Source organism: Ruegeria sp. CDSA236 (genome assembly GCF_059611285.1).
Genome location: NZ_JBXWPG010000001.1, coordinates 683109 through 708507 on the forward strand (window position 1 = coordinate 683109; position 25399 = coordinate 708507).

Annotated in this window: 23 protein-coding genes, 1 pseudogene and 1 riboswitch; of the genes and pseudogenes, 11 read left to right on the plus strand and 13 right to left on the minus strand. The window is 56.4% G+C overall.

Translation table 11 applies throughout. The annotated features are described in order from the left end of the window. Positions 1 to 138: 138 nt before the first annotated feature. The 8 genes and pseudogenes from AC2FLB_RS03490 to AC2FLB_RS03525 all read left to right on the plus strand — a co-directional run. Positions 139 to 1275 (plus strand): annotated as a pseudogene (locus AC2FLB_RS03490) (lytic transglycosylase domain-containing protein); the annotation flags it as partial. Further along, positions 1258 to 2052: a type IV secretion system protein gene (locus AC2FLB_RS03495; RefSeq protein WP_496708675.1), complete on the plus strand. Its 795-nt coding sequence runs from the start codon at positions 1258 to 1260 to the stop codon at positions 2050 to 2052. The pseudogene AC2FLB_RS03490 and the gene AC2FLB_RS03495, both read left to right, overlap by 18 nt. A gap of 4 nt (positions 2053 to 2056) precedes the next feature. Then, positions 2057 to 2707, plus strand: a complete 651-nt coding sequence (locus AC2FLB_RS03500) for a VirB8 family type IV secretion system protein (protein WP_242106853.1) — start codon at positions 2057 to 2059, stop codon at positions 2705 to 2707. Positions 2708 to 2710: 3 nt separating this feature from the next. After that, positions 2711 to 3406, plus strand: coding sequence for a TrbG/VirB9 family P-type conjugative transfer protein (locus AC2FLB_RS03505; RefSeq protein ID WP_496708625.1), 696 nt, complete (start codon positions 2711 to 2713; stop codon positions 3404 to 3406). Then, complete coding sequence (locus AC2FLB_RS03510) at positions 3399 to 4712, plus strand: TraB/TrbI/VirB10 family type IV secretion system protein (protein WP_496708626.1); 1314 nt, start codon at positions 3399 to 3401, stop codon at positions 4710 to 4712. Before AC2FLB_RS03505 ends, AC2FLB_RS03510 begins: the two co-directional genes overlap by 8 nt. 2 nt (positions 4713 to 4714) lie before the next feature. Further along, positions 4715 to 5710, plus strand: coding sequence for an ATPase, T2SS/T4P/T4SS family (locus AC2FLB_RS03515; RefSeq protein WP_496708627.1), 996 nt, complete (start codon positions 4715 to 4717; stop codon positions 5708 to 5710). Beyond that, the gene (locus tag AC2FLB_RS03520) at positions 5703 to 5879 is read left to right on the plus strand and encodes a DUF4177 domain-containing protein (RefSeq protein WP_496708628.1); all 177 of its coding nucleotides are present in this window, start codon (positions 5703 to 5705) and stop codon (positions 5877 to 5879) included. Before AC2FLB_RS03515 ends, AC2FLB_RS03520 begins: the two co-directional genes overlap by 8 nt. 20 nt (positions 5880 to 5899) lie before the next feature. After that, the gene (locus tag AC2FLB_RS03525; protein WP_496708629.1) at positions 5900 to 6898 is read left to right on the plus strand and encodes a TrbL/VirB6 family protein; all 999 of its coding nucleotides are present in this window, start codon (positions 5900 to 5902) and stop codon (positions 6896 to 6898) included. A 101-nt stretch (positions 6899 to 6999) separates the two neighbouring features. On the opposite strand, the gene AC2FLB_RS03530 is transcribed toward AC2FLB_RS03525, so the two are convergent. Continuing rightward, the gene (locus tag AC2FLB_RS03530) at positions 7000 to 7869 is read right to left on the minus strand and encodes an OST-HTH/LOTUS domain-containing protein (protein ID WP_496708630.1); all 870 of its coding nucleotides are present in this window, start codon (positions 7867 to 7869) and stop codon (positions 7000 to 7002) included. A gap of 264 nt (positions 7870 to 8133) precedes the next feature. Here AC2FLB_RS03530 and AC2FLB_RS03535 point away from each other — a divergent pair, with 264 nt between their 5' ends. Beyond that, complete coding sequence (locus AC2FLB_RS03535) at positions 8134 to 9105, plus strand: HNH endonuclease signature motif containing protein (RefSeq protein WP_496708631.1); 972 nt, start codon at positions 8134 to 8136, stop codon at positions 9103 to 9105. A gap of 168 nt (positions 9106 to 9273) precedes the next feature. Further along, positions 9274 to 13452 (plus strand): NACHT domain-containing protein, encoded by a 4179-nt coding sequence (locus AC2FLB_RS03540; protein ID WP_496708632.1) that lies wholly within the window; start codon positions 9274 to 9276, stop codon positions 13450 to 13452. 46 nt (positions 13453 to 13498) lie between these two features. Here AC2FLB_RS03540 and AC2FLB_RS03545 read toward each other — a convergent pair whose 3' ends face one another. The 12 genes from AC2FLB_RS03545 to AC2FLB_RS03600 all read right to left on the minus strand — a co-directional run bounded on the left by AC2FLB_RS03545 (position 13499) and on the right by AC2FLB_RS03600 (position 23490). Then, entirely contained in the window at positions 13499 to 15391 is a 1893-nt protein-coding gene (locus AC2FLB_RS03545) for a type IV secretory system conjugative DNA transfer family protein (protein WP_496708633.1), read from the minus strand. Continuing rightward, positions 15384 to 17192 (minus strand): relaxase/mobilization nuclease domain-containing protein, encoded by a 1809-nt coding sequence (locus AC2FLB_RS03550; protein WP_496708634.1) that lies wholly within the window; start codon positions 17190 to 17192, stop codon positions 15384 to 15386. The genes AC2FLB_RS03545 and AC2FLB_RS03550 overlap by 8 nt, the downstream gene beginning before the upstream one ends. Beyond that, positions 17179 to 17769: a hypothetical protein gene (locus AC2FLB_RS03555; protein ID WP_496708635.1), complete on the minus strand. Its 591-nt coding sequence runs from the start codon at positions 17767 to 17769 to the stop codon at positions 17179 to 17181. The genes AC2FLB_RS03550 and AC2FLB_RS03555 overlap by 14 nt, the downstream gene beginning before the upstream one ends. 174 nt (positions 17770 to 17943) lie before the next feature. Further along, positions 17944 to 18225 carry a hypothetical protein gene (locus tag AC2FLB_RS03560; RefSeq protein WP_496708636.1) on the minus strand — a complete coding sequence of 94 codons (282 nt, stop codon included), beginning with the start codon at positions 18223 to 18225 and terminating at the stop codon, positions 17944 to 17946. Further along, entirely contained in the window at positions 18212 to 18436 is a 225-nt protein-coding gene (locus AC2FLB_RS03565; protein ID WP_496708637.1) for a hypothetical protein, read from the minus strand. The genes AC2FLB_RS03560 and AC2FLB_RS03565 overlap by 14 nt, the downstream gene beginning before the upstream one ends. After that, on the minus strand, positions 18433 to 18636 hold the full coding sequence (locus tag AC2FLB_RS03570; protein WP_282094172.1) for a hypothetical protein: 204 nt from the start codon (positions 18634 to 18636) through the stop codon (positions 18433 to 18435). The genes AC2FLB_RS03565 and AC2FLB_RS03570 overlap by 4 nt, the downstream gene beginning before the upstream one ends. Further along, positions 18633 to 18941, minus strand: a complete 309-nt coding sequence (locus AC2FLB_RS03575) for a hypothetical protein (RefSeq protein WP_496708638.1) — start codon at positions 18939 to 18941, stop codon at positions 18633 to 18635. Before AC2FLB_RS03575 ends, AC2FLB_RS03570 begins: the two co-directional genes overlap by 4 nt. Before the next feature lie 622 nt (positions 18942 to 19563). After that, positions 19564 to 20169, minus strand: a complete 606-nt coding sequence (locus AC2FLB_RS03580) for an ArdC family protein (protein ID WP_496708639.1) — start codon at positions 20167 to 20169, stop codon at positions 19564 to 19566. Positions 20170 to 20623: 454 nt separating this feature from the next. Further along, the gene (locus tag AC2FLB_RS03585) at positions 20624 to 21916 is read right to left on the minus strand and encodes a type II toxin-antitoxin system HipA family toxin (RefSeq protein ID WP_496708640.1); all 1293 of its coding nucleotides are present in this window, start codon (positions 21914 to 21916) and stop codon (positions 20624 to 20626) included. After that, positions 21916 to 22161 carry a helix-turn-helix domain-containing protein gene (locus tag AC2FLB_RS03590; protein ID WP_036560649.1) on the minus strand — a complete coding sequence of 82 codons (246 nt, stop codon included), beginning with the start codon at positions 22159 to 22161 and terminating at the stop codon, positions 21916 to 21918. The genes AC2FLB_RS03585 and AC2FLB_RS03590 overlap by 1 nt, the downstream gene beginning before the upstream one ends. Positions 22162 to 22258: 97 nt before the next feature. After that, a complete protein-coding gene (locus AC2FLB_RS03595) occupies positions 22259 to 23122 on the minus strand; it encodes a hypothetical protein (protein WP_496708641.1) in 864 nt (287 codons plus the stop codon). Next, on the minus strand, positions 23119 to 23490 hold the full coding sequence (locus AC2FLB_RS03600; protein ID WP_496708642.1) for a hypothetical protein: 372 nt from the start codon (positions 23488 to 23490) through the stop codon (positions 23119 to 23121). The genes AC2FLB_RS03595 and AC2FLB_RS03600 overlap by 4 nt, the downstream gene beginning before the upstream one ends. A gap of 151 nt (positions 23491 to 23641) precedes the next feature. Here AC2FLB_RS03600 and AC2FLB_RS03605 point away from each other — a divergent pair, with 151 nt between their 5' ends. Next, a complete protein-coding gene (locus AC2FLB_RS03605) occupies positions 23642 to 24622 on the plus strand; it encodes a hypothetical protein (protein ID WP_496708643.1) in 981 nt (326 codons plus the stop codon). Positions 24623 to 25104: 482 nt separating this feature from the next. Continuing rightward, a riboswitch (cobalamin riboswitch) is annotated at positions 25105 to 25311 on the plus strand. The last annotated feature ends 88 nt before the right edge of the window (positions 25312 to 25399 follow it).

Genomic DNA, 25399 nt, shown 5'->3' on the forward strand with positions numbered 1-25399 from the left:
TCGCCTTGACCCTCACCCTTTTGACCCTGACAGCCTGCGCGGAATACCGACCGTCTGAAGCTGAATGCTTCAACTCCTTTGCCGAGGTGAGCCGCAGCAATTGCAATTTCGAGCCGCTCGGGCCGATTGGTGGACTGAGTGAATAGTTTTCGCCCGCATATCCTAGCGGGCTTGTTGTCGCTGGCCGCGCCAATTGCCTCGGCCCAAGGCGTGCCCACGTTTGATGCGGGCATGTTCTTGCAGCGCGAGCGTGTGCTGCAGCAGGGCGAACAAGATTTGGCGCTTCAGCGGGATCGGTTGACCAAAGAGGAAGAGCTTGAAGAGCTCGAGCAAGAACAAATTCAGGCGCTGGAAGACATCCTTGATGCCACGACGTTGGTCAGCGGGAACTCAGGTGCACTGGTCGCAAGCCTGGAAGCTGGTTCATCGCCAGAGAGCGCCGCTGAAACTCTTTATGGCCCGGTAGACCCGAATCCCGGCGCAGCCCAGATGTTCGGCGATGCCTCGGGCTCGATCGAACAGCTGATCATTCGCGCCGCCCAAGAAACGCATCATATGTCCGGCGTGCGCGCGGCCGGTCTGTCGCCCAAGCAATGGCGCTGCCTGTTGCAGGCGCTGATCTGGCAAGAAAGCCGCTTCACCATCGGCGCGCGCTCGCCTGTTGGTGCATTCGGCCTAACCCAGATCATGCCAGGTACGGCGCAGGATCTGGGTATCTACCCAGCCTACTACGAGAACCCCTACATCCAGCTCACGGGCGGTGCACGGTATCTGGCGCAGATGCTCACCATGTTTGACGGCAACATCATTCACGGTCTGGCGGCCTACAATGCCGGTCCCGGCAATGTGCAGCGCTACAGCGGCGTGCCGCCCTTTGCTGAGACCCAGCACTACGTTCAAGTAATCCCTGAGCGCTACAATCTCTACCTTGCTCGTGTCGGTGGCGTTGATGCGCTTGGCACCATCGATCCGGTTTTGCTCGCCAATTCCACCATGAGCCTGACCTCTTTCGGTGCGGGGATCTACGGCGACTATTCCATGGTCTCGGTGCAAGCGGCCGCGCTTCGCGTGCAGGACATCATAACCCGCATTGGCGAGACAGATGACATTCATGCGGCCATGTCGCTCAACACCTACGCGCGGGCCGAGCTCGCTCGACTGATCTCAATTCGCACGCGCCTCAAGGCCGCCCATACCCGTCCGCTTAGCGCCGCAGAACTGGCCATGGCGGCCGCTCAGGCGCGAGAACAAGACTTCATGCAATTCGATCTGGAGGCCCGCTTTCTATCCACCGTTGCCACTTGCACGTTGCTGGTTGCTTCACCTGTGTCTGCCCAAGGCGTTCCGACGGTCGACACGCGCAACATCGCGCAGGAAATTCGTCAGCTGCAGCAGATGCTGGAGGATTTCGGGATCCAGACCGACCAGCTCGACACGCTTCTCGAACAGCTCGATCTGGTGCAGCAGCAACTCGACACGCTCAACGAGACCTACGCCGCGCTGACCGGCGCGACGGACATCATCGAGATGGCCATGGGCGGTGATCTCGACGGGCTCCTCGATCAGGAATTCGGAGATCTCCTCGGCACCATCCGGCAAATCCAAAGCGGCGATTTCAGCGGCCTCATTGGAAATGCCGCCCCTCAAATGGAAGGCCGCATGACGCAAGCCCTGGAAGATGCGGGCTTTGACCAAGACAGCCTGTCGGACATGGCCAGCAGCGGCAATCCGGGGGCCGAGCGTATTGCCAGTCAGGCGGGCACTGGGGCCGTAATGTCAGCAGCCGCTGAGAACAGTTATGACGAGGCCGCGCAATCCCTTGAACGGGTCGAGCAGCTGGTCTCCCTGATCCCGGACATGGAAACGCTCAAGGAAGCCGTCGATCACAACACCCGCGTCACAGCCGAGCTGGCCATTGCCATGACGCGCATGTGGGAACTCGAAGCCATCCAGACGGTCGGCGCTGGCCAATCTGGCGTGGTGGATGCCGCGACACTGGCTGAAGAGCGCCGCTACATGGACTTCACCTTGCCAGACCTGCGTGCGGACTGACCCCATGAGCAGCGAGGCAGAAATCATCGAAGAAGAGCTCGTCTACGGAGCACGACGACGCGAGCTTATGTGGCAGAAGCTGGGGCTGACAGGTATGGCGTTTGGCATGGCAGGTTGCCTCGCCGCCACCCTCGTTGCCCTGCTCGACGTGGACCCGCCGCCCATGATCGTGCCCTTTGATAGCGAAACCGGCATGGCCCTCCCCAATGCCGTGGTTGAAGCGGTCTCACTCACGGAACGCCCCGCTATCATTGAGGCACAGGTCTACCGCTATGTCATTGATCGAGAGACATACAATCAGCTCGACAATGATGTGCGCGTGCGGCGGGTCCTGGACCAGTCGGACGGCGCGGCCGCCGCAGGGCTGCGCGCGCTTTGGACCAGCGGCCATGAGGCCTATCCGCCGGATAGCTATGGAACGGATGCCCGGCTTGAAGTCGAAGTGCTCTCGATCACCCACATCAGCGCCAATCGCGCCCAGGTGCGTCTTCGCAAGCGGCTCAACTCACCGCGCGGCTCTCAAAACGGTCGCTTCACCGCAACGCTGATGTTTGAGTTTCGTCCCGAGAATAGTCGGTCGATCGACGATGTCTGGCAGAACCCCTTTGGCTTCACAGTCACCGAATACGCGATCCGCTCGGATCGTCTGGAGTAACCAATGCGCCGCCTGTTCCTGATCCTCGCTTTCCTCGTACCGCTTTCTGGCATCGCCTATGCAGAAACCCAGCCGCGCCAAGGCCCCTATGATGCCCGCGTCCGGTTGGCCACCTATCAGGATGGGCAGGTCTACCGCATCCGCACCAGCCTGACCCATGTGACCAGCATCGAGTTTGGCCAAGGCGAGACCATCCGCTCGATCATTGCGGGCGACACTGAAGGGTTCCTTCTCGACGGCGTACCCGGTGGCCAGGCTTTTGCGATCAAGCCTGTTACGCGCGGCGCACATACAAACATCACCGTCTACACAAATCGGCGCAGCTATTATTTCAACGTCACTGAGGCGAGTTCGCCGACCTTCTACGTTATTCGCTTCACCTATCCTGAGGCGGCACCACGTCAATCTCGTGTGGCCGCAAGCCAACCTTCAAACCACGCCTATGGCGTCAGCGCGCGGTCCGAAATCACCCCGCGCGAGATTTGGGATGACGGCACCTTCACCTACTTCCGCTTTGCCGCAAACGCACCGCTGCCTGCGATCTTTCGTTGGTCCGGCGGCAATGAGCGCAGCGTGAATGCGCTCGCGCGACCGGATGGAGTGATCCGCGTGTCAGGTGTAAGCGATCGATGGGTTCTCAGGCTCGGCGAGGACGAGATTTGCATCCAAGAGATGAGCGAGGCAAATCCCGATGAGTGAAACAGCTGAGCTTAAGAAGCGCCTCGAAGCGCTTGAAGGAAAACCACAAAACCGAAAATCGCGGCCGTCTGCTGGCACGATTGCCCTAGGCATTGTGGCAATCGCAGCCCTTGGGGGACTCATGTTGTTGTTCTCTGGCGGCTCAGCCCCCGAAAGTCTGGAAACTGCGTCTCCTGATGAGTTCCAAGCAGCCGGACCGGGCTTTGGTGCGCTCGAGCCCACGCCTGCACCGATTGACACAACCCCGCCGCCGGAGCCGGAACCAGACAGCGAAACAGAAGAGCTGCGCGCGCAAATGGACGCCATGCGGCGCGAGCTCGAAGCCATGCGCAACGCACCTGCACCTGAAGCCCCAACTGTCGACCTCGAGGCACTGGATACCTTGGGCGCAGAAATCGACGCCCTGCGCAGCGAGGCAGAAGCAACGCAAACCGCCTTGCGCGAAGAGTTGGAAGAACGTGCGCGGCAAATCCAGCGCCTGCAGAACGATCTGGAGCTTGCACGCCTGGAAGCCCCGCGCTCGCCTGCACCAACCGGCCCGACGGCCGAGGAACTGCGCCTTCAGGAGCTGGAACGGCGGCGGCAAGCCGAACTTGAAGAGCTGCAAGCCCGTATCGCCAGCCCAATCATTGCTTTCGGCGGCTCGGGCAGCGGCAACAATGAAACCGCCACGCAGCAACGGCGGCTTGATGGCGACACAGACTTTGTCCGCAATGGTGCTGAACCTGCCGAGGTGACACAAGCCCAAGTGATCGTGAACCCGTCAAACACAGTTGTTCAGGGCACGATGATCCAGGCTGTGCTTGAGACAGCAATCGACAGCTCGCTCGCAGGACAGGTCCGCGCGATGGTATCGGAAGATGTCCACGCCTATGACGGCTCACGGATCCTGATCCCGCGCGGCGCGCGTCTGATCGGGCGGTATCAATCTGGTCTCGACATCGCACAGCAACGCGTGATTATCGCCTGGGACCGGATCATACTGCCCAGCAACCAGACCGTTGAAATCAGCGCCTTCGGTGGCGATGAACTGGGCCGCTCCGGCACAACCGGTTTCGTCGACAGCCGTTTTGGCACGCGGTTCGGGTCAGCCGCCCTGATATCTCTGATCGGAGCCTTGCCCGCCGTGGCAGCCCAAAACACCGAAGATGAGATCACCTCTGATGTTCTGGAGGGCATTGGCGATGACCTGCAAGACAGCGCCCAAAGCGCGATCGGCGAATATCTCTCTGTCTCGCCCGTGATCTATGTCGATCAAGGTGCCCGCGTCACCGTGATGGTCGACCGCGATCTGGAGATCTTCTGATCATGGCTGCCAGCTACCTGCAAAGCTCGATGGACAAAATCCCCGAGGCGCGTGACCCCAAGCTGATCGAGCTTTGCATCAATCCTGACGGTACGCTGTGGGCCGAGTTTCAGGGGGATCACTTCATGCGGCGCGTCAATCGACAGTTCTCGCCCAATGAGATCAAAGACCTCGGCAATCAGATTGCGTCCGCCGCGAACACCACGCTCAGCCGGACCAAACCGATCGTGTCGGTCAGCATCGCCTACCGTGACCGCCCGATCCGCGCGCAAGTCATCCAGCCCCCCGCTGTTAATGGCGGCTACGCGATTTCCCTGCGGTTCTTTGCGGACCTGCCATTGGATCAGATCAAACTGTCCTACCTGTTCGGAAAAGAGCGCAGCAATGAGGGGGCAAGACGCAAACGCAATTCCGAGCTGCGCGATGTCGTGGCCACCGGCGACATCGACGCCGCGATCAAATTCTGCGTAACGCACAAGCTCAACATGATCGTGTCCGGCGGCACCTCGACCGGCAAGACCGTCACTGCGCGCAAGATCCTCTCCTTCGTGCCTGCCGACGAGCGCATCGTTACCATCGAAGAGGCCGCTGAGTTGCTACCGACGCAACCCAATATCGTCACGCTGATGTCTGATCGCGATGAAGCCACGCGCAGCGCTGATGTCCTGCTGACTTCCACCCTGCGCATGCGGCCGGACCGCATCGTCTTGGGCGAAGTGCGCGGCAAAGAGGCCATGACATTTCTTGAGGCGATCAACACCGGCCATGGTGGCTCTCTCACCACGCTGCACGCAGAAACCCCTCAGCTGGCAGTCCAGCGCCTCGCCATCGCAGCCCTGAAGACAAATGTGCCCATGACCTACCAGGACATGAACGACTACATCACACGCTCGATCGATGTGATCATCCAAGCCGGTCGCCATGAAGGTGCGCGCGGCATTACCGAATTCTACCTGCCGGTTGATCCGGCCCATTCAAAGGAAACAGCCCATGTTTGAATACAAGATTGAACAGATCAAAACCGCCAAGACAAAGCCACCGAAGATCGAGACGCAGCTGACCGCCCTTGGCCAAGATGGCTGGGAGCTGGTCTCCGTCGTGCCGGATTTCGACGGTGAGCATATCCTGAAGGCCTTCTTGAAACGTCGCACTGGTGACAGCACCTAAGCCAAACCGAGGAGGATCCGATGGGTGTCGTCACTTGGATGGTAGAGACCACCGATAACTTTCTGGATGACGCAGCCCAAACCACCTTTGGCAACGTCGCCGGACAGCTTGGCAGCGTCATTGCGGTGGCCTCGACGCTCGGGGTGATCGGCATCTTCCTCAACATGGTGTTTCAGTACAAATCCATGGATGGGCGGACCGCCTTCTGGTTCGCCCTCAAGCTCATGCTGATCTCCCTCTTTGCGATGAACTGGGTCCAATTCAACGCAGTAGCCAGCGCCCTCATCAGCGGGCTCGACCAGCTCGCGGGCGGCATGGTGGCCGGGCTTGGCGGCGGCGGTGCAGGCGCATCCTACTTTGCCGAGGCCTTCGACGATCTCATCGAAGAATTTGGCGACTATCTGAACGCGGCCGGTGACAACATGCATTGGATGGCCGGAGCCATGATCGGTGCGATCGGCGCTTTCCTCCTCGGCGTCATCGGCGCGCTTTGCGGCCTTGTCCTGATCTTCGCGAAAATCATGCTGGCCTTCATGATCGGCATCGCTCCCATCATGATCGCGCTTTCGCTGTTCGACGTCAGCAAAGACTATTTCCACCGCTGGCTGTCCAGCACGGTGTCCTACGCGCTCTACCCCCTCGTAATCGCAGGCGTGTTTTCCACCGTCGTCGGCATGTCCCGCTCGCTCATGACTGAACTCGGAGATCCCTCCGGCGCAAGCAACATCGGCGCGCTGGTGCCCTTCTTCATGATGATGTTCCTCGCTGGCGGCATGATCATCGCCACCCCCCTGATCGTCCGTTCAATCTCGGGCAATTTCATGATGGCCGGACCGCCAAGCATTCCGGGGCCCGACGGCTTCGCCAAGGGATTGGTCGGCACCAAGGGGTCCCGGGCGCGAGCACGGTTTGGGACAAGGTCAAATGCTGAAATCGCTGGGGCTGGGATACGTCAGGCAGGTGGTGCGACCGTTTCGATGGTTCAGAGGGTGGCAGATCGAGCGAAGCGTCTAGAATAGGTTTCCGCACTTACCCTGCAATCACAAGATCGAACTTGTAGCCATGCAGACTTCAAAGCGACTGTGGGATATAACATAGTTATCATGCAACGTTAGCGAAATTATTGCTGCGTCGCGGAACTATCCTTCTCACGATAACAAGCGGTGCGCTGTCCATCCATTTCAAGATACCGAAGCTCTAAGATGGGTGCGTTATGCACAACCTGTCGCCAACTGAGGCATCCATACTTGGCGGGCAGTTGATCGGGGTAACGCTTGGCAACCCATTTGCCAGCTGCAGCCACAGGTACCCACCCACCGACAGCTAACGCACCGAATGCTTCTCGCAACGCGCTCACAATGCCCGAGGCGTCCCAATTTACTTTTCCGTCGGGGGCAATTCCATTGACAAATAGCTCTTCGAATTCCTTCGACTGCAAGAATTCTGACATCGTATGCCGTATTTTGTCCATGTCTTCGGCCCATTCACGAAGTTGTCCGAAGTGATGGTCGATACGATCGTATGCCATGATCAATGCATCTTGCGCGGCACGACATCCATCCGGGCTCCAGAGGTCGTGCTGGTCGATAAAGTGATGAACCAAATTGTTCCTTAGAACTACCATTTCTCTCAGATCACTCTCAACGCGGACGAACTCTGCATCCGGCAAGCCAAGTGACATCTGCATGGCGAACCAATTGACGTTCTCTGGAGAACTGGTTGTCGTCATTTCGGGAGGGTCGATCTCATCGGCAACAATATACGATCCAAGAAGATCACCAACCAAGGTGCCGAGCGTCTTGCGGGCCGCTTCGTCAATCTGCGTTGCCTTTGCCCGCTCCAAGTCATGAAACGGTCCTGAGACCTTTTGATGCGCCACCATGGCTTTAATCAGCCGCTCATACTGTTGTAGCCGTAACATGCACCGACCCAGCAACCGCTGCACTTCATGCTGAAGTGTTTGCAGGTCTTCGTCGTCTAACATCTTCATAGTTCAATCCGATCTCTGCCCCGCTAATATCAACCATATTTCAAACTTATACGCGATGCCTTAGCATCCTATCTCCCACCCGAAATCATTCCCAAGCCCAATTCTACCGGCCCCTACGGACATTGAGTCCGAGCTTGATGCTGCGTTGCCAAGCAGCCAAACTCGCCTTTCAACCTTGATGCCGTGATCTCAACACACCATTTCGATTTCAGGGTGGAAGATGTCCCGCGTGATATGCTGAAAGATTATAGAAGGAGCCCGATCGTGGAAGGATTGGCAATTTTCAACACGGAAGTTGAGTGTATTTATCGTGGGGAAAGCTACTGCGTTCGCGATAATGGTTCGGTCCTTCGCCGTGCACGGCAAGATCAGAGGAAGCGACCGCTTGATGAGACTTGGACGTTTGGAAATCCAAGCAAAAGCGATGGCTATATGACCATCTCGGATCATAAACTTCATCGGATTGTTGCGACAGCATTTCATGGAGAACAACCGAGTAAGAGTCATGTGGTAGATCACATCGATACAAACCGCCGAAACAACCGTCCTGAAAACCTACGATGGGTCACGCGCCTGGAGAATATTCTCCTCAACCCGATCACTGCGAAGCGGATCCAGAATTTGTATGGCAGCATCGAGGAATTTCTCGCTGACCCGCGAACTCCGAAGAATGGGACACTCACCGCAGATTTCGAGTGGATGAGGAATGTCTCGCGATCAGAAGCCGAATACAGTCGGCAGCGAATGCTTAGTTGGGCAGCGTCCGAAAAAGCCTCAACAGGAGGCCGGCTTGGGGACTGGGTTTTTGGCCGGGGCCAAGCGACGGTTGAAGAACCAGTTGAAGAACTGGTCGCATCCAAGACGGTTGGAGCCCTTCAACGCAACTGGCGCGTGCCAGCTGAATTTCCTCTTTGTCCCGGCACTGCAGCCGAACAGCCACTCAAAGAATACCTATCCCGCTTGGTGAAGGGGGCGGTCGCAGTAATTTCCCCTTGGGGAGAAACAAAGGTCGGAGACGTGGCGATGATTGGCGGAGATAATGCCATCTACTTGCTCGGCGAACACGGCGAGGACGCCATCAAACCATGGTCAATCTCAAAAATCACCTTTGAAAAAGGAATGTTTGTTCATGAGAGCCAGGGCACGTTTTTTATGCGCGACGGAGCGGAAAAGGCCCTGACTGAAGCTCAAGGCTTGCCTTGGGAACGTGGCGAAACATTCGATGACTACTGCTAGTTGGCCTCACGCAGTGAGCCCTTAGCGGCCATTTGATAGTCGCCCTATTGCTGCGCCGCAGCGTCGGAAGGTGCTGGACACGACGTTAGTCCTTCCCCACTCCAGTATCGCGCCTGAACAACGTCGCTACAAGGTTGTTGCAACGGGGTTTCATGCAACGGTAGAGCTATGGCCGACAATGGAACAATTCGAGTGGATCGACTTTTGAATACCAAAACATCTCAAGTCGCATTGGATCGCCGAGTAAGCGTTGTTGAGGGTATCAGCAAAGACGCCCACTTGATTCGTTCTGTTCGCGACCTTCGACGCTTCAAACGCGTGGTCTTGATCGGCGAACCTGGTATGGGAAAATCTGCTGTCTTGAGACAAGAAGCTCAAGACACGCATTCTCAAAAGATCAACGTTAGAACTCTGGTAAATTCGCCGACTGAAAACTGTTTCTCTGAGAGAGCTTATCTTGATGCTCTTGACGAATATCGCTCTGACGGTTCCGCCGCAGATAAAGCCAATTTTCTTGCGATATCGCTGCAAAAAAAATGCCCAAACGGTTGGCTTTTATCCTGCCGATCACAGGATTGGCGTAAGGACGCAGATTTAAACGCAATCAATGAGCAGTATGGGCATACTGATGACATCGTCGTTGCAAGGTTGCTACCCCTTGAGAGGGAAGAGGCGATTACGATACTCGCATCCACTGGGATAGAAAGCCCTGAACAATTCTACGACGAAGGATTAAAGAAGGGTGCCGGTGCGTTCCTTGAAAACCCACTTAGCCTTATTCTACTGGAAAAGGTAGTGTCCGCAAAGGGCGATTGGCCCGAAACTAGGTATGATGTCTTCGAAGCTGCAACCAGCCAATTGTGCCACGAAAACAATGAAGAACGTCGGTTTCAACCTGCAAAATCTGCTTCTGAAATACTGAGCACAGCAGAAGAGCTTAGCGCTCTGCTACTTGTTACGGGCGCCCGTGCATTTTGGTCGTCAAATGCCATGCTACCAAGCACCATCGATGCAACTGAACTCCAACGAACCGATGAGATAGGTTTAGAAAATGCTCTTGTCGACGAGACGCTCGACACGCCTTTGTTTACCGGAGAGGGTGAAGAGTTTGAGCCCATCCACCGAAGTGTAGCCGAGTTTCTTGCAGCACGATTTCTGGCGAAGAGGGCCGTAGGTACTTCGCACATTTCGCGCGTTCCTTTATCTCGCGTACTGGCTCTTATCTGCTCCACAGATCAAAAATCCCCCACCGAACTGCGGGGGATATATGCTTGGCTGGCTGCTCATTTGGAAAAGCTGGGCAAGCAAGATCTCGCCGCAGTTCTATGTGCCAAGGACCCTTTGACGGTCGTGGCCTATGGGGACGCCGGTGCCTTTTCTGCCAAAACACGTAAACAGTTACTCCTCTCACTCGATAGGGATGATCCGTTCTTTCGTTCGCATAGTGAGGGCGATACCGCGCTAAATACCCTGGCAGGCGAAGACTTGGCACCCACCCTGAAGGCTATATTGAACGGCAATGCCGGACCAGGTCACTCACTTGCTACTGTTTACGATATCCTCACGACAGGCAAACCTGTGGAAAGCTTGCGGCCGCTATTGCGAAGCATAGCATTGGACCCCAAGCGCGCCGAGTGGCAGCGCTGGAGAGCTTTTGACGCATGGATGAACGGAGAAGCGCGGCCCCAGGCAGCAATGCGATCCCTGTTTGACGACTTAGACACAGAGCCTCCCTCAAACGGACGAGAAAATCTACGCGCTTACATCGCAGCACGCTTTGACGCGGAGGATCTAGGTTTTTCAGACGTAATTTCCATATTCACTGACTACGAAATATCGGAAGAAGACAACACAATTGGACGTCTTTCGCGCCTGGTGCGCCGCTTGGAGGCTGATCCAATTGTGGAATTCTTCGACGTGCCCGTCGAAAGTTGGAGACCCAAATCCGATAAACGTAGAAAAAGCTATGGGATCTCTCATGATCTGGACCGGATCTTATCAGCAACGATCCGATCTCAGGAGCTACTGACTGCGAATACTCTTTGGAAGTGGCTGAAGAATGCTGGCCATAATCGTTGGAACAATGATTCAAGGGAGACGAAGAAAGCGGTCGCCGAATGGCTGGACAAGGCCCCTGACAATGAAACTATGCTATTCAAAGAAGTCTTGAACTCGGTAACTCCGGACGACGGGCCATGGATGCCATATTTCAACTTCACGGAAGCGACCGGTCGGGCTCCATCTGAAAAGTGCATTCGAGGGCTGATTTCTCCTTGGGTCAAACCGAAAGAAAAGCAGAGTTCAATGGCAAGTCTACGGGCGTTGGCCCGAGGCTTCTACTCGAAGCTATTTGGTAGTGATTTCATTGCGTTGGTGGATGCGAAACCCATCGAAGATGCCGATAAGCGACTGCTCGCAGCCGTTGCAGATGTTTGCAGAAGATTGGATGGTCCAGCGCCCGTCTACTGGGACGCCTATGACGTAATCAAAGAGAATCTTGGTGAGGGAGTAATTCTTTCCAGTTTGGTGAGCTGCAAAATTCCTGAACACATGGGTAGGCAAGCGGCAAACAAAGCTGAGCGAGCGTTGGAGGCCGAGAGTGATCGAGCAAAGAGAATCGAAAACTGGGACAAGGGCCACTCGCTTCTAAGGTCCGGAGAAGGTAACCTCGACCATGCAGCGATGGTCTATTTCGGTTTTGTGGATAGCTTGAAGCGCGAGTGGTCGACAGACAACCTCCAAAACCATTTCACAGCTGAAATTTCCGACTCGATCATAGCCGGTTTCATGCGTCGAGCTGAAATAGGGCTCGGTATCTCTGTGTCCGAGCTTGGGCGCTTACGGGCGAAACAAAGCCGTAACTGCATGGAAACCGCCATCGTAGCAGCGGTAAGCATTCACATGAAGGAAGAGAACGTTCAGGCGCTGGATAAGTTACCCCTTGAAGCCGCCTTATTGGTCCTCCTGAATAGGTTCTTTTGCGAAGACGAAGAGCATCGGAGCCAGTTGAAAGGCTGGGCACTTCGCAAGCTGGATCATGAGGGCGAGCTTGCAAGCGACTTGCTGGTCAGTTTTTGGCTGGGAGAGCTGGACGCCCGTATCGCGCTAAAACAAGGTGACGATACAATCGACATCGATTTGGTTCATGACTTCTCCTGCGGCAAAACACGATCAAAAACTGCGTCCCTGGCGTTGTCTAAGTTGTTTGACAAGCGCCATGATTTCCCTCCCAAAGTTCTGAGATCATTGGTCAAAGCAACTGTACATCAGTGGCCTGCCGAGGAAATTCTGAAAGTCTGTAAAGCGAAAATGTCAGATAACGCCGTCTCAAAGGAAAATAAGCAAGTCTGGTCAGTGGTTGCATTTGCAATCTCCCCTTGCGAGTGGAGAAAACAATTTCTGAGTACCTTCGCAAAGGCCGGCAAGGCTCTGGCAGAGCTTTCAAACGTCAATGAAACCGTCACTAAGTCGTTCCCACTCGCTGGAACACATGACAGACTCTCTTATCACGGAGCCGTGGTTGAAATTCTTGGACCAGAATTCTCGCCTGCTGGCGACATGTTCGGCCCTAGAGATACCATTCAGCACTCAATCAACAGCTTGGCTGAAATCGCCGATCGAGAAGCAAGAAAAACGCTCACTCAGCTGCGTGATTTGCCTGTTCTGAAAGCCTGGGAAAGTGAACTCCGCCACGCAATTTCCAACAACTTGAAGCAAATAAGGGATGACACTTTCAATCATCCATCAACAAAGCAGGTCCAAGAGACATTGGCCGGAGGTCCCCCTATCAACGCATCAGACCTCCGCGCCGTTATGGTTGAGGTCCTCAGGGGCTATCAGGAAGAGATTAGCCGAGGAGATCTTCCTGCTTGGAGTGGCTATTGGAATACCGACAAAAACGGGAAGGCTGTAAATCCAAAAATCGAAAATGTCTGCCGAGACCAGGCCTTGACCGTCATTCGGCCAAAGTTGGAAAGCTTTTCCGTTGATTTGGCTTTGTCAGAAGCGCAGCGAGCTGGTGGGCGAAGGGCAGACATTCTCCTTGCAACCGGGGCTGGAAGAAACCTGCCAATAGAAGCAAAGCGCCATTACAACACTGAATTGTGGACGGCAGTTACGGAGCAACTTCAAGACTATGCCGATGATCCAGGTGCGGACGGCTTCGGTATCTATCTGGTTTTTTGGTTTGGATTGAGCGCCGGAGCGCTACCAAAGGCACCAGCAGGAATCGCTAAACCTTCCAACGCAAAAGATTTGGAACGAACCTTGAAGGAAATGCTGTCGCAGGAACAACGGGAGCGATTTGACGTCATCGTTCTTGACGTCGAACCAACTAAGAATTCTTAGCCTAGAAGTGAATTTGCACCTGCAGCGAAAGTCTGGAATCGGCCCGTTATCTCCGAGCAGCCTCTTCCATGAACCGTTCCACCCTTTCAGTTCCGGCCTGATAATCACCCAAACTGGCCTGTTCATCTGACTGAGCATTTTGACTACCGGACGCCAATTCTTCAATCTCATCGCGCCGTTTCTCACCACCTCCAGAGCCGTCACCTGAAACCGCTTTCGGCATCTCAAGCGCTCCAATCTTAGCCTCCAGCGCCTTGATCTGCCCTTGCAGCCCGCGCATCTGGTCACCAGCTGACGGATATGGCAGATCGCCGGTTTGCTTGTCGAAGATCTGCTTAAAGAACCGATCCTCATAGTATTTGATCCGCTTGGCGCGCACGGGCATTTGCGCGTCGACCACCAGAACGATGTCATCAAGATCCATGCGACGGGCCTCATCCTCAGGTAACAAAGGCGTCTCTTCCGTCCGTTCAGACATACTGCGCCCCGCGAATGGGTTGCGGCCGACCGACCGTGAGCGGGTCACAACGCGCTTGGTAGTTTTGCCAACGGCTTTGCTGAGCTCTTCGATGGTCTTTTCATCTGAGGGGGTCAGATAGAGCTTGATGCCCGCGTTGCCCTGCAAGGCACGCCGGGCATTTTCGCCGTAGATTTCATCGAGCGCAGGGATGGTCTGGGTGACGATCGCGAGATTGGCGCGGTAAGAGCGCAGAGTTTCGATGCTGTCCAGAACGATGGGCATTTTGCCGAGGCGGTTGAACTCATCGAGCATAATCATCACCGGCCAAGGCTCGTCTTTGCCGGGTTCATGGTCCTGCAACGATGCCAGCAAATCGGAAAAGAATAAGCGGATCAGTGGCGCGAGGGGTTTCACCATGAGCGGCTCAACCACGAGATAGACCGAAAACGGCGTCTTTCGGATGTCGCGGAAATCGAAGTCTGATGTTGCGGTTGCCCGGTCTATGGCGGGGTTGGACCATTGTTTGAGGCCAGATGTCATCAAGAGCGACAGATAAGACGTCAGCGTGTCATTGTTGGTCGAGGCCATGCGCATGAAGATAAGCTTGGCGGCTGGATTGACCACTTCATCGGCGCGGCGGCGATATTCCTTTTGCTTGTCACCGCCAGAGGCCGTGATCCGGTAGATCTCGCCCAGGGTCGGTCGCTTGCGCTCGAACGCTAAAAGCCCTGCCGCCACGAACAGATCGATACCGCCATCGAGGAGCCCTTGGACGCGGTCGTTATCTGCTTGCAGAAACAGCGAGGCCAGGAGTTGCAGCTCCATCTGTTGGCGGTCGACGTTTTCCAGCGCCGATATTCGCAGCAAAGGATTGTACCGGTGCGAGCGGCCATCCTTCCAATCAGTGGGCGCAAACCGGAACACCTTGTCGCCCCGCGCTGCCCTATGGCGTGCCGTCGCCTCGAAGTTTTCGCCCTTCACATCCAGCACCACGGCACTGCCCTGATAGGTCAGAAGGTTCGGGATGACGAAACCCGTCGTCTTACCGCGCCCGGTCGGGGCGACGATCAGGGCATGGGGGAACACCTTGGACATCACGAAGGGTTTGCGGCTCTTGGGTTTGCCCATTTTGCCGAGGACGAAGCCATGGCCAGGCTTGCCGAAAAAGCCGTTCCGCCTCATCTCGGACATGTGCTGCCAGTGGGTTTCCCCAAATTTGGTCAGCACATCGTTCATCAGGACGGCACTGAGCAAAATACCGGCACTGGTGCTGATCCCGACAATCAAGTGAACGATCTGTATATCGCCCGGATGGGTCGCTCGAAGATCCCAATAGCCACGCCCCAGCATCAGGAAATCGATATCCGCCCCAACCCCGAACCATCGGAATGTCAGAAAGGCTGCCGCCAGAACATAGCCCAACACCGCTCCCAGAAGAGCAAAGCTCATAACGCCAAGTGCGATCCGCGCCTTACCCATGCGTCATGCCCTTTTCGCTATCGGCATCGACGTGCCGCGCGCGTTGAATGTCGATTTCTTCATTGGCGATCTCGTCGAGGACGTGCTCCATCGCCACACTGTTCGCCAGAGCGGCATCGCTCTGCAGATAGGCCTTGGCCGCATAGAGCCGGTCCAGGCGGTCTTCGATATGTTCCTCCAGCGCAGTCTCATCGCCAATTGCCAAGTCCGGGGTGTTTTCTTCACCGGCCAGATCCTCCAGTTCGGCCCTGAAGGTCTCGCGCTCCAGATCGCTGCGGAATGGATCTGCGGTTGGGTTGTCCCTCATACGGCTCAGGATTTCAGCAGTGATCGGCGGAAGCCGGTCGGTGATGGCTTCCTGCCGGTCAGGCTCCACCGACCCACTATCCTTGAGAACCTCAGCATCAGCCAACAATCGACCAAGATCACTGTGCACTTGGTCAAGGCGGTCGATCGCTTTCTCGAGCTCATCGGCGCGTGACAGGTCAAAGCCTTCCTTTTCGGCAATCGCCTTCAGATCCTGCCCAAGCCATTGCCGCTCGAGCGCGGCATTACCCGCGCCGATTTCGACACGACGTGTCACCTCTTGCGCGTCAATGCCGGTGCCTTTCAAAGCCTGTTCGAGGCGTTCGGCAAGCGCCGGATCCTGCAAAGCGCCTTGGGCCTCGGCCCGTATGTTCGCAGCGGAATAAATCCCACTCTTGGACGCGTCTTCAAGCAAGGTGTGGGACTGCGTTCCCATTGGGCTCAGATGTGACAAAGAGCGATAGATGTCGTTCAGCTCATGTTCGAGCGCCGTGCGCCGCTCTACAGGCGCGTCCGCCACAATGAGTTCAGCTTGGTTGATCTTGTCGTGAAAGGCATCCACGACCTCATCAAACGAATGCTGTTCTTCGGCCATGCCATATACCTTTCCATCTGCTTCTATCGGTTTGCCCTGCGCCAAAAGCATCGCGGCCTTGTCCAAGGCAGCTGCAATGTCATGCTGGTTCTCGCGCGAGGCCTCGGCAGCCAGGCCGCGATAAAGCCGCGCGTTCTGGGCGACTTCAGCCAAGGCACGGTCAAGCTCTGCTCCCACACGCTCTCGTTCGGTCGGCTGCTGCCCCGTGGCTTTCGCGCGACGCTGATCTACATCGCTTGGCGTCTTTGTCGTCACCCCACGTTCGAGCTTTCGCGTCGCTTCAAGGCGCAGCCCATAGCGGTCCGACACCTCGACCATCGCCTCGCGAAAACTGTCGTAGTTGAAGTGGTGCCCTTCCTTCAGAAAGAAGAATTCACCGTCCTTGCTGCGCCGGTTCAGAACGATGTGGGCGTGCGGGTGGTCCCGGTCCTCATGCACGGCGGCGATGTAGTCAAAGTGGCTGCCTTCGCCCTGAAAGAACCTCTCGCAAATCTCGCGCGTGATCTCGGCGACATCCTCGCCGCGCGTGCCAATCGGGAAAGCCATCAATAGATGAGAAGTGTGCCCGAGCTTTGGGTGGAATCCTTCATTCCACTGCGCTGAAAACCGGCGTGCGACCTGCTCGATCTCTTTGGCTGACAGATTGCTTTGACCGTCATAGGAGCCACGACTGTCGATTATGAAGCTCGACTTGGTGGTCAGGTATTCCAGCTGGTTGCGCAGCTGCGATTTGTTGTGTGTGCCCCCGTCGCGAATGGCTTTGAAGATCGCGGGGGAATGCCCCATGGCGGCGCGGGCCATTTGCTTGGCACGGGTACGCGGGACGCTGCCGCGAATGCGGCTCCAGTCGAGATCAAAGAAGGCCTCCTGCGCGGCGGCAACGGCGCTATTCCGGGCCATCGGCAAAGCCTCCCAGAACGCGGGCAACCTCGCCGGACAGCGCGCTGCGGCGGCGCTGCGCCATGTCCTGAACCTGGTCCGCGATGTCGAAGATCAGCCCGGCCAAGGCGCGCACTTGGGCATGGGCGGAATTGCCGTAGGGCGGCGTCTTACCCTGTCGCTTTGCCTCATTCAGGCGCTGCGCAATCTGATTAACGTTGTTGCCGGCGCGATTGAGCGAGGCAGAGAGCCCCTGCATCTGATTGGCCAGTTCATCGTCGGGAAGAAAGAGATCGTTTGAGGCATGGATCAACCGCCGCAATCCCTCCGCGCGGCTGTTGATATCATGCCGCGTCAGCACCGCATCAAAGCTCGCAAGCTCCTTTGGCGTCAGCCGGACATTCACCAGTTCGGAGCGCACACGCGCATCCAACTTGCGGCTTTGATCGGCCTTCAACGTGTAGAAGATGCTGCGGGTCGTGACGCCGAATTCACGGGCCAGATCCTCGATTGGCACCCCTTCGGCACGCTTGCGCACGATGGCAAAACGCTGGTTCTGCGTCAGTCGCTTGTGCCGTGGTGCGCGCGGTCGGCCCATGTGAAGTAATCACCCCTATTTCTTGCCAGCATCATACAGGCAGCCCTGTTATGGCATTTCGCCACAATTGATTCAATATTATAATATTGCATCAACTGCCTGTATTCCGTTTGGAGCAGCCCTAGGCTGTGACCGCCGGGCAAAGCCCGGCCACATGCGCGAGGCGCGGCACCACTAATCGTGGTCCCACGCCTCCGCATCGCCAAGCAATTGCAGCGCTATTGCGCGGGCCGCGCTTTCGGCGCTGGCATAGGTTTGATGGTCGGGCAGCTCGTGCAGATGAAAGGGCTGTTGCGGATCATCCGGGGTCTCCACTCGGACATAGATCGCCCAGCCATCGATCCGTGCTGGATCATCACAATACTCCTGCCCGCCATCGTGCAGATTACAGAACCCATGCAGATGCACACTGGCACGGCCCTCACGGGCCGCCTGCCTGATGTCAGAATACTTCATGGCAATCCTCGGCGTTTTCCTCGATGAAAAATTCGTCAGGCTTGCCGTTCAGGCGGGTGCCATCCCAACTGGTCAAACCGATAGCCGACCCGTTCCGCGTGAATGTGATGAGGTATTGCCCAAGGCGATCACGCGTCACCACATACCCGCTGTTGACCCAATGAACGCGGTTGCCCGCGTCCATTGCTGCTTTGATGTCTTCCAAGGTCATCGCAACGCCTCCTCAAGGATTGCGAGAGCCCCAAGACAATCGTCGATATAGGGCTGCTCCTCACCGTCCAGATCGTTCAGTTCCAGCCGGTTCAACACCGCGTAAAGCGTGGCGCGGGCCTCGCGGGCGGCGCTGCGCAAGCTGACGGTATCTTCCAGACGCGCAGTCGCAAAATCATCGCTATGAAAGTCAGGGATCATTGGATTTCTCCCGCCTTGTGTTTCCAACGCGGCGCGATGTCTTTGAACGACACAGTGAAGGGCGGTAGCGCGTCAAAGCCGTTCGAGCTTTTGGCCACCTTCATCTTGGCGCAATCATCCTCGACGCTGAGGATCTCGACACAGAACACGCCGCCCAAACCTGACGGAACAACGATCTCCTTCAGCTCGTGCCGATGCTTCCCGCAATAGATGCAGGTGCTATAGAGCCCGTCAATGATGTGACCGCCGGTCATCCGATCACAGTCGCAGGTCCAGAATTTCGGGGACTGATATTTGTGAGCCATTTGTGGCCTCCTTTTGGATGCTGCGGTTGGGGCGTGCGCCCCCTTCCGCCGATGGGCTGCACACCGGCCATCTGATCTGACCGAATACGCATGTATTCGGCGGAACAGAGTGGGTGGGGGCACAGCCCGACCCACGGCCCAAGAGCGGCCAGTCAATGGGTCAAAGCCAGCAACTGGTGCGGCCCGCAGCGCGCCCCGCGCGAGGACACGGGTTGCAGGCTTTGACGACGCGCCCGCGCGGCGCTTGCCCATCGACGGGACGCGACAGGGATGTTGGGCGGACCAATCAAATTAAAAGAAGCCTGAAGGAGGTGAGTGGGCTGAAAGCCGGTCGAGCCTCCGCACAGTCCGTTTCTCAGGGCGGCTCGTGCGCAGCAGCACGGGCCACAATTTGTCATATGGTTCAAAATGCCTGCGCCCCGCCACATGAGGCGGGGCGCAGGTGCTCAAAGCTCAACACCGGGCTTCAAGTTGCCGTCCGGGTCCAGCCACGAACGGGCCTCGGCGCAATCCAAGCAAACGCACGAACAACTGCATTTAACGATGACCGGTGCCAGAAAAATCACAGGGTTTGACGCGCCGCATTTGCGGCACGTCATCGGGGGCAAGATAGCGGGGCCGCTCATGCTGCGGCCGCTTTCGATTGACCTGCGGCTGCTAGGACAAAATCGGCTGCCTTCTGCGCCTCGGACGCCGCGCGAAAAATCGCCCGCTTGTCCTCTTTGAGAGCGTTCAGCCACCCTTCGACATAGGCTGCGCTTTGGTCAAACTCCGGAGCAACGCCAATCTGAGCCCCAAGGAAACAAGCGCCGATTTCCGCCACCAGCTCTTCAAAGGCATAGGCCTCACGGTTCGCAAATTTCTTGATCCGCTCAAGCCGCTTTTCGCTGCCGGTCCAATGGATGAGCTCATGGGCCAACGTCCCATAATAGCCTGCTGCATCGTGAAACGTGGCAATCGGCGGCATGTGGATGTGGTCCTTGGCGGGGCTGTAATAGGCGCGTGGGTCGTCGCTAGTGTGGATCTCAGCACCCGTCCGGCCGAAAAACGCTTCAAGTTCGGGGTCTGCCGCCGTCCCCAGGTCGCGCGGGGCCTCGGGCCGGATGTAGTAGTCCTCCGGCAAACCTTCGATCTGATCGGCATTGAAAACGCGGTATGCGCGCGCATAGGGAAGCTCTTCCTCGATGCCCAATTCGTTCTCTCGGGTGAACGTCCCGTATTTGACCACGGTCGACGACGTTTCACCTTTGCGGACCTGCCGGTGTCGTCGGTGTTCACGAAGAGGACGCCGCAGCGGTCCCAGAAGTTCTTGCCGTCTTTTTCGCCGGTTTTGACGTTCAGTTTCAGAGTTTGAGTAGCCATTTTTTGATCCTCACTTTGAGTGTTTCGATGAACATGACCAAAGCTGGCACCAAGGGGCTGTCAGCGAGAAACTTGTCTCGCGAGGAATGCGCTGGCGCAGGGGAATTTTCTTGTTGAAGCGGGGCCTGCACCGCGTCCGGCACGGCTGCCCGCTTATGTTCAGCAATCAGAAACACGGCGCTGAGGATCTGGGTTGGCCATCAATCCCTGTGCTGGACCGTCAAAGCTGGCCTGGAACGCTGCAACTCCTGTACTGGGCCTGCAGATTTCTCTCAGTAAATATGATCTACCGATCATAAAGCGGAAATATGACCTGCGGATCATACGGCATCAAAGGCAGCTGAGCGACGTCGTGCGCCAGCAACAATGGCTTCGGCCAATGGCTGCGGGAACCCATCCGGCAAGTCTGCAAGTGTCTTGTCCAAGGCGGGTTCAAGCCCCATCGCGATGTTCGACAAGACCTCTTCCGCCAGCGCCACACCAAAACCAGCCGTCTTTGCAGCCTGCAGGAAATGGCGAGGCACCACCTCATTGATCCGATAGTGCCCGTCGACCGCCATCGCGAGGCGCATCCGGTTCTGGCGGATTTGACCATCATCCACGGCTTTTTGCGCGCTCAGCACGTCATAAAGCGGGGTCATAAGGAAACCACCAGGGCGCAATGCGATGCTGAAATTCTTGGCGTGCCCGTCCGTCGCTCCCAGGAGCCAAAACAGCACCTGTGCGCGGAAGAAGGCGCGCTGATCCGCCTCGGGGTCATCACTGCCCTTCAGCAACCCGACCCCTTCGGTGATCCCCGGCCCGCCATCCATTTGGTATTTTTGACTGGGTGGGACCGAGAGCGCCTGACAAAAGTCTTCCTGCGGGAGGCGGATCAATCGGCCATCCTTGGTCCAGCGCCGATCGAACCGCGTTACGATAAGGCTTCGTACGTCTTCGAAGTCGGCAATCTCGATTTCTGCGACATCCATGCCCATGGCACGGCAGAAGTTCATGCAGAAATACTCGTTTTCAACGCTGTCGGATAGATCAATCCCTGCGGGCAAAACACCCAGCTGGGTCTTGAGGATATGGGTCGTTGGGGTAAGCCCCGATGGACGGATCCATGCGCCCTCATGGCGCAGCAGCGCCGTTTTCTCCTGTGCCCCTGCAATGGAAATGCGGAAGTCGTCTTCCTCGTCCAAGCCAAGCGGAGCACTTGCAAGGTTGCGCAGCATATCCGCTATCTGCGCCTCAGACACGGGCTCGCCCTCGAGCGCGCCAACTTCGGGGATCTCACCCGAAACAAACTGCAAGGCACCTACGCAATCGCGCCCGATCTTCTCCAGCATGTGCCATGCGTCTGTACCTCCAGCGCGCACCCGAGCGGCGACACGTTCACGTATCGCCTGATTGTCGGGCAACAGGTTTTCCAGGTAGGCAATCACAGGTCCGCCCTGGTGCGCCTCTTCACGCAAAGGCAGGGACAGAGAGATGGGCATGGCGTGTTCCCACGACAGCCAGTCCGGATCATAGGTGAAGCTGATTGCGCCCGAGCCTGCGAGACGCAAAGCCCCCACCAGCCTTCCATTCAGAAGCACCTGCATCGTGCCGCTACGCCCGCGTTTGGCCATCAGAAGATATCCTCAATCTCAAGCGAGCCACCGCGCTCCACCAATCGGAACTCAAGCCCAAGAGCCGCCATGACAGCGAGCACAGTGGCGAGCTTGGTTCCCGCGTCGCCATTCTCGAGCGACGAAATCGTCGCGACGCGCAAATTCGTGCGCGCGCTGATATCGCTTTGGGTCCAGCCGCGCGCTTTGCGCGTCCGGCGTAGTGCCTCGCCGATCTGCTCGGCCGTTCGTGCAGTGAGGTCCATGATGCGGCTCCTTTTACGGCACAGCGTAAATCAAAGAAAATTACGCCGCAACGTAAAAATATAAATTTTGCGCCACAGCGTAACATGCGAGCTGCACTCATACCTGCAGCCCCGCCGCGCGAACCTGTTCAGGCGTCACCAGCTTTGACGCGATCAAGTCCTCGATCTGCCGGTTGGTGATGTGGCGGCACAGAGGATGACACTCGTGAATCCACTCGGCAAGACTCGCACGGCCATTGGCTTCGGCCTCTCGCGCCTTTTTGCGATCGGCCTGTATCTGGGCCAGTCCCTTCTCCCACCGGCGCATCTTGAACCAATTGTCTGAGAAGCAGACCTTGCTGCGCGTGAAGCCCTCGCTTTCCTTCGCATAGGCTTTGACCGCCTGTTTCAGATCATCGGGCTCCACCTCGGCTTTCACAGCCGCTGCGATTAGGCGCAGACTGGTCCGCCGATCTCGGATCCTGTCTTCGGGATAGGCCGCCAAGATTTTCTCAGCTTCAAGATCTTCAACCTCCTCCGCCGCCTCGCGCTTGCGCGTAGGTGGTTTATGGATGGTTTTAGGATGGTTTGGGGTCCACCGTGAACCCCGTACCCCGTTCACCGTGGACCCCGTACCGGGGTCATGCTGGACGGGGTTCACAGTGACCCCCGTCTCGATGTCGGGCTCAGCCGTGGGTTCGAGCGCGGCCACGCGCTCCAGAACGATGCGGTAAATGACGGTGTAGCCGTTCTTGCAATGCCGCCGCCCTGTCTCGATCAGAATGCCTTCGCGCAGGAAGTCGATGATCGTGCGCTTCACCGTGCTCTCGCTGAGCTCTGTGTGGCGCTGGATAGTCCCCTTGGAGCACCAGATACCAGAGCCATCATCGCTCGCCTTGTCGGCCAGAAACATGATGATCTGCTTGCGTGCGGCACTGCCAAAGCGGCGCTCGGCGCATTCATTTGCGATGCGCCAGCTCATTGGACCACCTCACCGGTCAACGGCCGCGAAAAAGCCGACTGAGCGTTTGCGGTGTGGCGCTTGCTCATGCTAACGTACTGCGAAAGCTGACAGGCTTTTTCTATTTGGCCCCGGTTCACAGTTGCCGCTGTGACGGGGCCTTTTTCGTTTTGAAACGGCGAATTTGGCTTTGAAACTTTCGCTTTTTGTTCACTTTTTGTCAGGGGGTGTTTTGCACCCTTAAGCCGTTGTTTTCGCTTACGCTCTTTCTGGATTGCAAATCCGTGTACACCGGTTCGATTCCGGTACTCGCCTCCATAAAAGTTAACACCGAAAAAACCTAACCATCTGATACTGTTTGATTTCAAATAGTTGCCCGGCTTTCGCACGTTAACTTTTTGCAAAATCCCGCAACATTTCCCGCAACACGTTTCTTGTTGACTTTTTGGGGACTTGTTCCCTCTAAATCCGTGTTTCGCTCTCATTTAAAATGGAGCGGATTTTTGGGTCGCAAACGCTTAGACAGCAACAGGTATTTTCATGGCACAGTTTCTTCTCGCGGAAGGTTTTATTGGGGGAATGGCTGTCGAAATTGACGAAGATCGTTTCAATGAAATCCTTCATGCCAAGAATGTCATCAAGCCAATTTGGGACGTAGAAGACACATTTACCCTATTGGCAAATGCCTTCATCGAGTTTGAAGAAAGCCTGATCAGCGTCGGACTTAGGTATCTTTTCGAGAAGGACATGCAACGAGACGTTGATCACTTCTTCGACGACGCTAGGCAAAATGTGAACCTTAAGCTGATCTCAGTACTTACGGCGTCTAGAGTCTACGAGGAACAATTGCATAGGCGCATGTCTTTGCTTTCTAAACTTGTTGGAAGACAAATAGACCTTCAAAGCAGCTTCAGTTCTGTTTTTGATGGCAGCCTTGAGTACCGAGTTATGTACGAGCTTCGCAATCATGCTTTGCACAACCGTTTGCCTCTGGGAACTCTCGCATTCGGCGACTTTAATCAGTCACCAACGGACAACGTCAGAGATGACACACCGACTCGCCTACGAATTACAACTGACCCTAAGATTTCGGTCGAGGACTTCTGTAGTTCTGACAGACTCAAACGACGCACTAGAGATGAAGTTAGTGCATTGGGCTTTAAGCATTTGGACTTGAAGTTCTTTGCACGAGGGTTCATTTCGTGCCTCGCACTTTGTCACGAAGACTTCAGGGCAGCTACCGAGGCTGTCTTGGAAGGTGCTTTAAACACGCTCCACTCCGCCGACCATGTGTTACAGATCGCCAAAGGCGACTATCCTAAACACGCCTCCATTATGAGACGAAAAGACGGTCAGAATGAAGATCATTACGTCGACTACTCAAAGAACTCTCGCATATTGGAAATTCGAAAGTTTTGGACTGGTTTAAAGCGGGTTCAAAGAGGCTATGTTTCGTCCGAAGTTAAAGCGTCAGCAAACACTTACCCACAGCAGCACGACAAAATTTGGATCTCTAAATGAGCTGACCAAAATCCCGCAACAAATCCCGCAACATTTCTTGGTTACGAAGAATGCGAGATGGGTTTAAGTATCTGTTTTTATTATCTATTAATTCTGACAGGGTTCGATTTCAAAACAGGTACTCGCCTCCAATACTTTCAAACAGTTGCTTCGCATTCGGCTTTTCGAGCCTGCGACACGCCGTCTCGCCACGGCAGTGCTCTGCTGAGTGAAGCTTGACACCGGATTGATCAGAAGGCGGTGAACTCACTGGCTCGGCCGGTAAATTTGACCGCTCTATCGATTCCACGCGATATGCCCTTTGAAGTAACGGGCCCGCGAATCCTTTCGTCTGGATATCTTCGAGGCGCAAAGCCCAAGTTCGCCTGCGGTCATTTTGCATATGGCTGACCAAACATGCCGCTGACAGGCATTGGCAGGTCGCTTTTCCATTCTCGATGATTTCCGTGCGTCTGCCGCGCTTGACAAGCCCCCTGCCCGTGCCGCATGTCCCATCCGTTGGTGTCTGCACATGCAGATGAAAAGGGAATGCGTCAGCGGTCAACCGTCAAACGCAGCCGCCCCCGCGACCGTGACCGGAGAGGGTGCCCAAAGCCACTGGCCAGACAGGCCGGGAAGGCGGGACATCTGCCAGAGGCCAGCCTCTGACATCCGCAAGCCGGGAGACCTGCCAACATCCGAAGTTGAAACCGGACGGGGTGATCCGGTGTCGGGCCCATGTCGCAATACGTGGCCCGCATGAAACCCCGTCCCCCGCGAAGAGGATTTGGGGGGATG

Coding starts and splice junctions, on each gene's coding strand:
- AC2FLB_RS03495 (WP_496708675.1), top strand. CDS start 1,258: ATGCAATTCGATCTGGAGGCCCGCTTTCTATCCACCGTTGCCACTTGC.
- AC2FLB_RS03500 (WP_242106853.1), top strand. CDS start 2,057: ATGAGCAGCGAGGCAGAAATCATCGAAGAAGAGCTCGTCTACGGAGCA.
- AC2FLB_RS03505 (WP_496708625.1), top strand. CDS start 2,711: ATGCGCCGCCTGTTCCTGATCCTCGCTTTCCTCGTACCGCTTTCTGGC.
- AC2FLB_RS03510 (WP_496708626.1), top strand. CDS start 3,399: ATGAGTGAAACAGCTGAGCTTAAGAAGCGCCTCGAAGCGCTTGAAGGA.
- AC2FLB_RS03515 (WP_496708627.1), top strand. CDS start 4,715: ATGGCTGCCAGCTACCTGCAAAGCTCGATGGACAAAATCCCCGAGGCG.
- AC2FLB_RS03520 (WP_496708628.1), top strand. CDS start 5,703: ATGTTTGAATACAAGATTGAACAGATCAAAACCGCCAAGACAAAGCCA.
- AC2FLB_RS03525 (WP_496708629.1), top strand. CDS start 5,900: ATGGGTGTCGTCACTTGGATGGTAGAGACCACCGATAACTTTCTGGAT.
- AC2FLB_RS03530 (WP_496708630.1), bottom strand. CDS start 7,869: ATGAAGATGTTAGACGACGAAGACCTGCAAACACTTCAGCATGAAGTG.
- AC2FLB_RS03540 (WP_496708632.1), top strand. CDS start 9,274: ATGGCCGACAATGGAACAATTCGAGTGGATCGACTTTTGAATACCAAA.
- AC2FLB_RS03545 (WP_496708633.1), bottom strand. CDS start 15,391: ATGGGTAAGGCGCGGATCGCACTTGGCGTTATGAGCTTTGCTCTTCTG.
- AC2FLB_RS03550 (WP_496708634.1), bottom strand. CDS start 17,192: ATGGCCCGGAATAGCGCCGTTGCCGCCGCGCAGGAGGCCTTCTTTGAT.
- AC2FLB_RS03555 (WP_496708635.1), bottom strand. CDS start 17,769: ATGGGCCGACCGCGCGCACCACGGCACAAGCGACTGACGCAGAACCAG.
- AC2FLB_RS03560 (WP_496708636.1), bottom strand. CDS start 18,225: ATGAAGTATTCTGACATCAGGCAGGCGGCCCGTGAGGGCCGTGCCAGT.
- AC2FLB_RS03565 (WP_496708637.1), bottom strand. CDS start 18,436: ATGACCTTGGAAGACATCAAAGCAGCAATGGACGCGGGCAACCGCGTT.
- AC2FLB_RS03570 (WP_282094172.1), bottom strand. CDS start 18,636: ATGATCCCTGACTTTCATAGCGATGATTTTGCGACTGCGCGTCTGGAA.
- AC2FLB_RS03575 (WP_496708638.1), bottom strand. CDS start 18,941: ATGGCTCACAAATATCAGTCCCCGAAATTCTGGACCTGCGACTGTGAT.
- AC2FLB_RS03585 (WP_496708640.1), bottom strand. CDS start 21,916: ATGGCCAAACGCGGGCGTAGCGGCACGATGCAGGTGCTTCTGAATGGA.
- AC2FLB_RS03590 (WP_036560649.1), bottom strand. CDS start 22,161: ATGGACCTCACTGCACGAACGGCCGAGCAGATCGGCGAGGCACTACGC.
- AC2FLB_RS03595 (WP_496708641.1), bottom strand. CDS start 23,122: ATGAGCTGGCGCATCGCAAATGAATGCGCCGAGCGCCGCTTTGGCAGT.
- AC2FLB_RS03605 (WP_496708643.1), top strand. CDS start 23,642: ATGGCACAGTTTCTTCTCGCGGAAGGTTTTATTGGGGGAATGGCTGTC.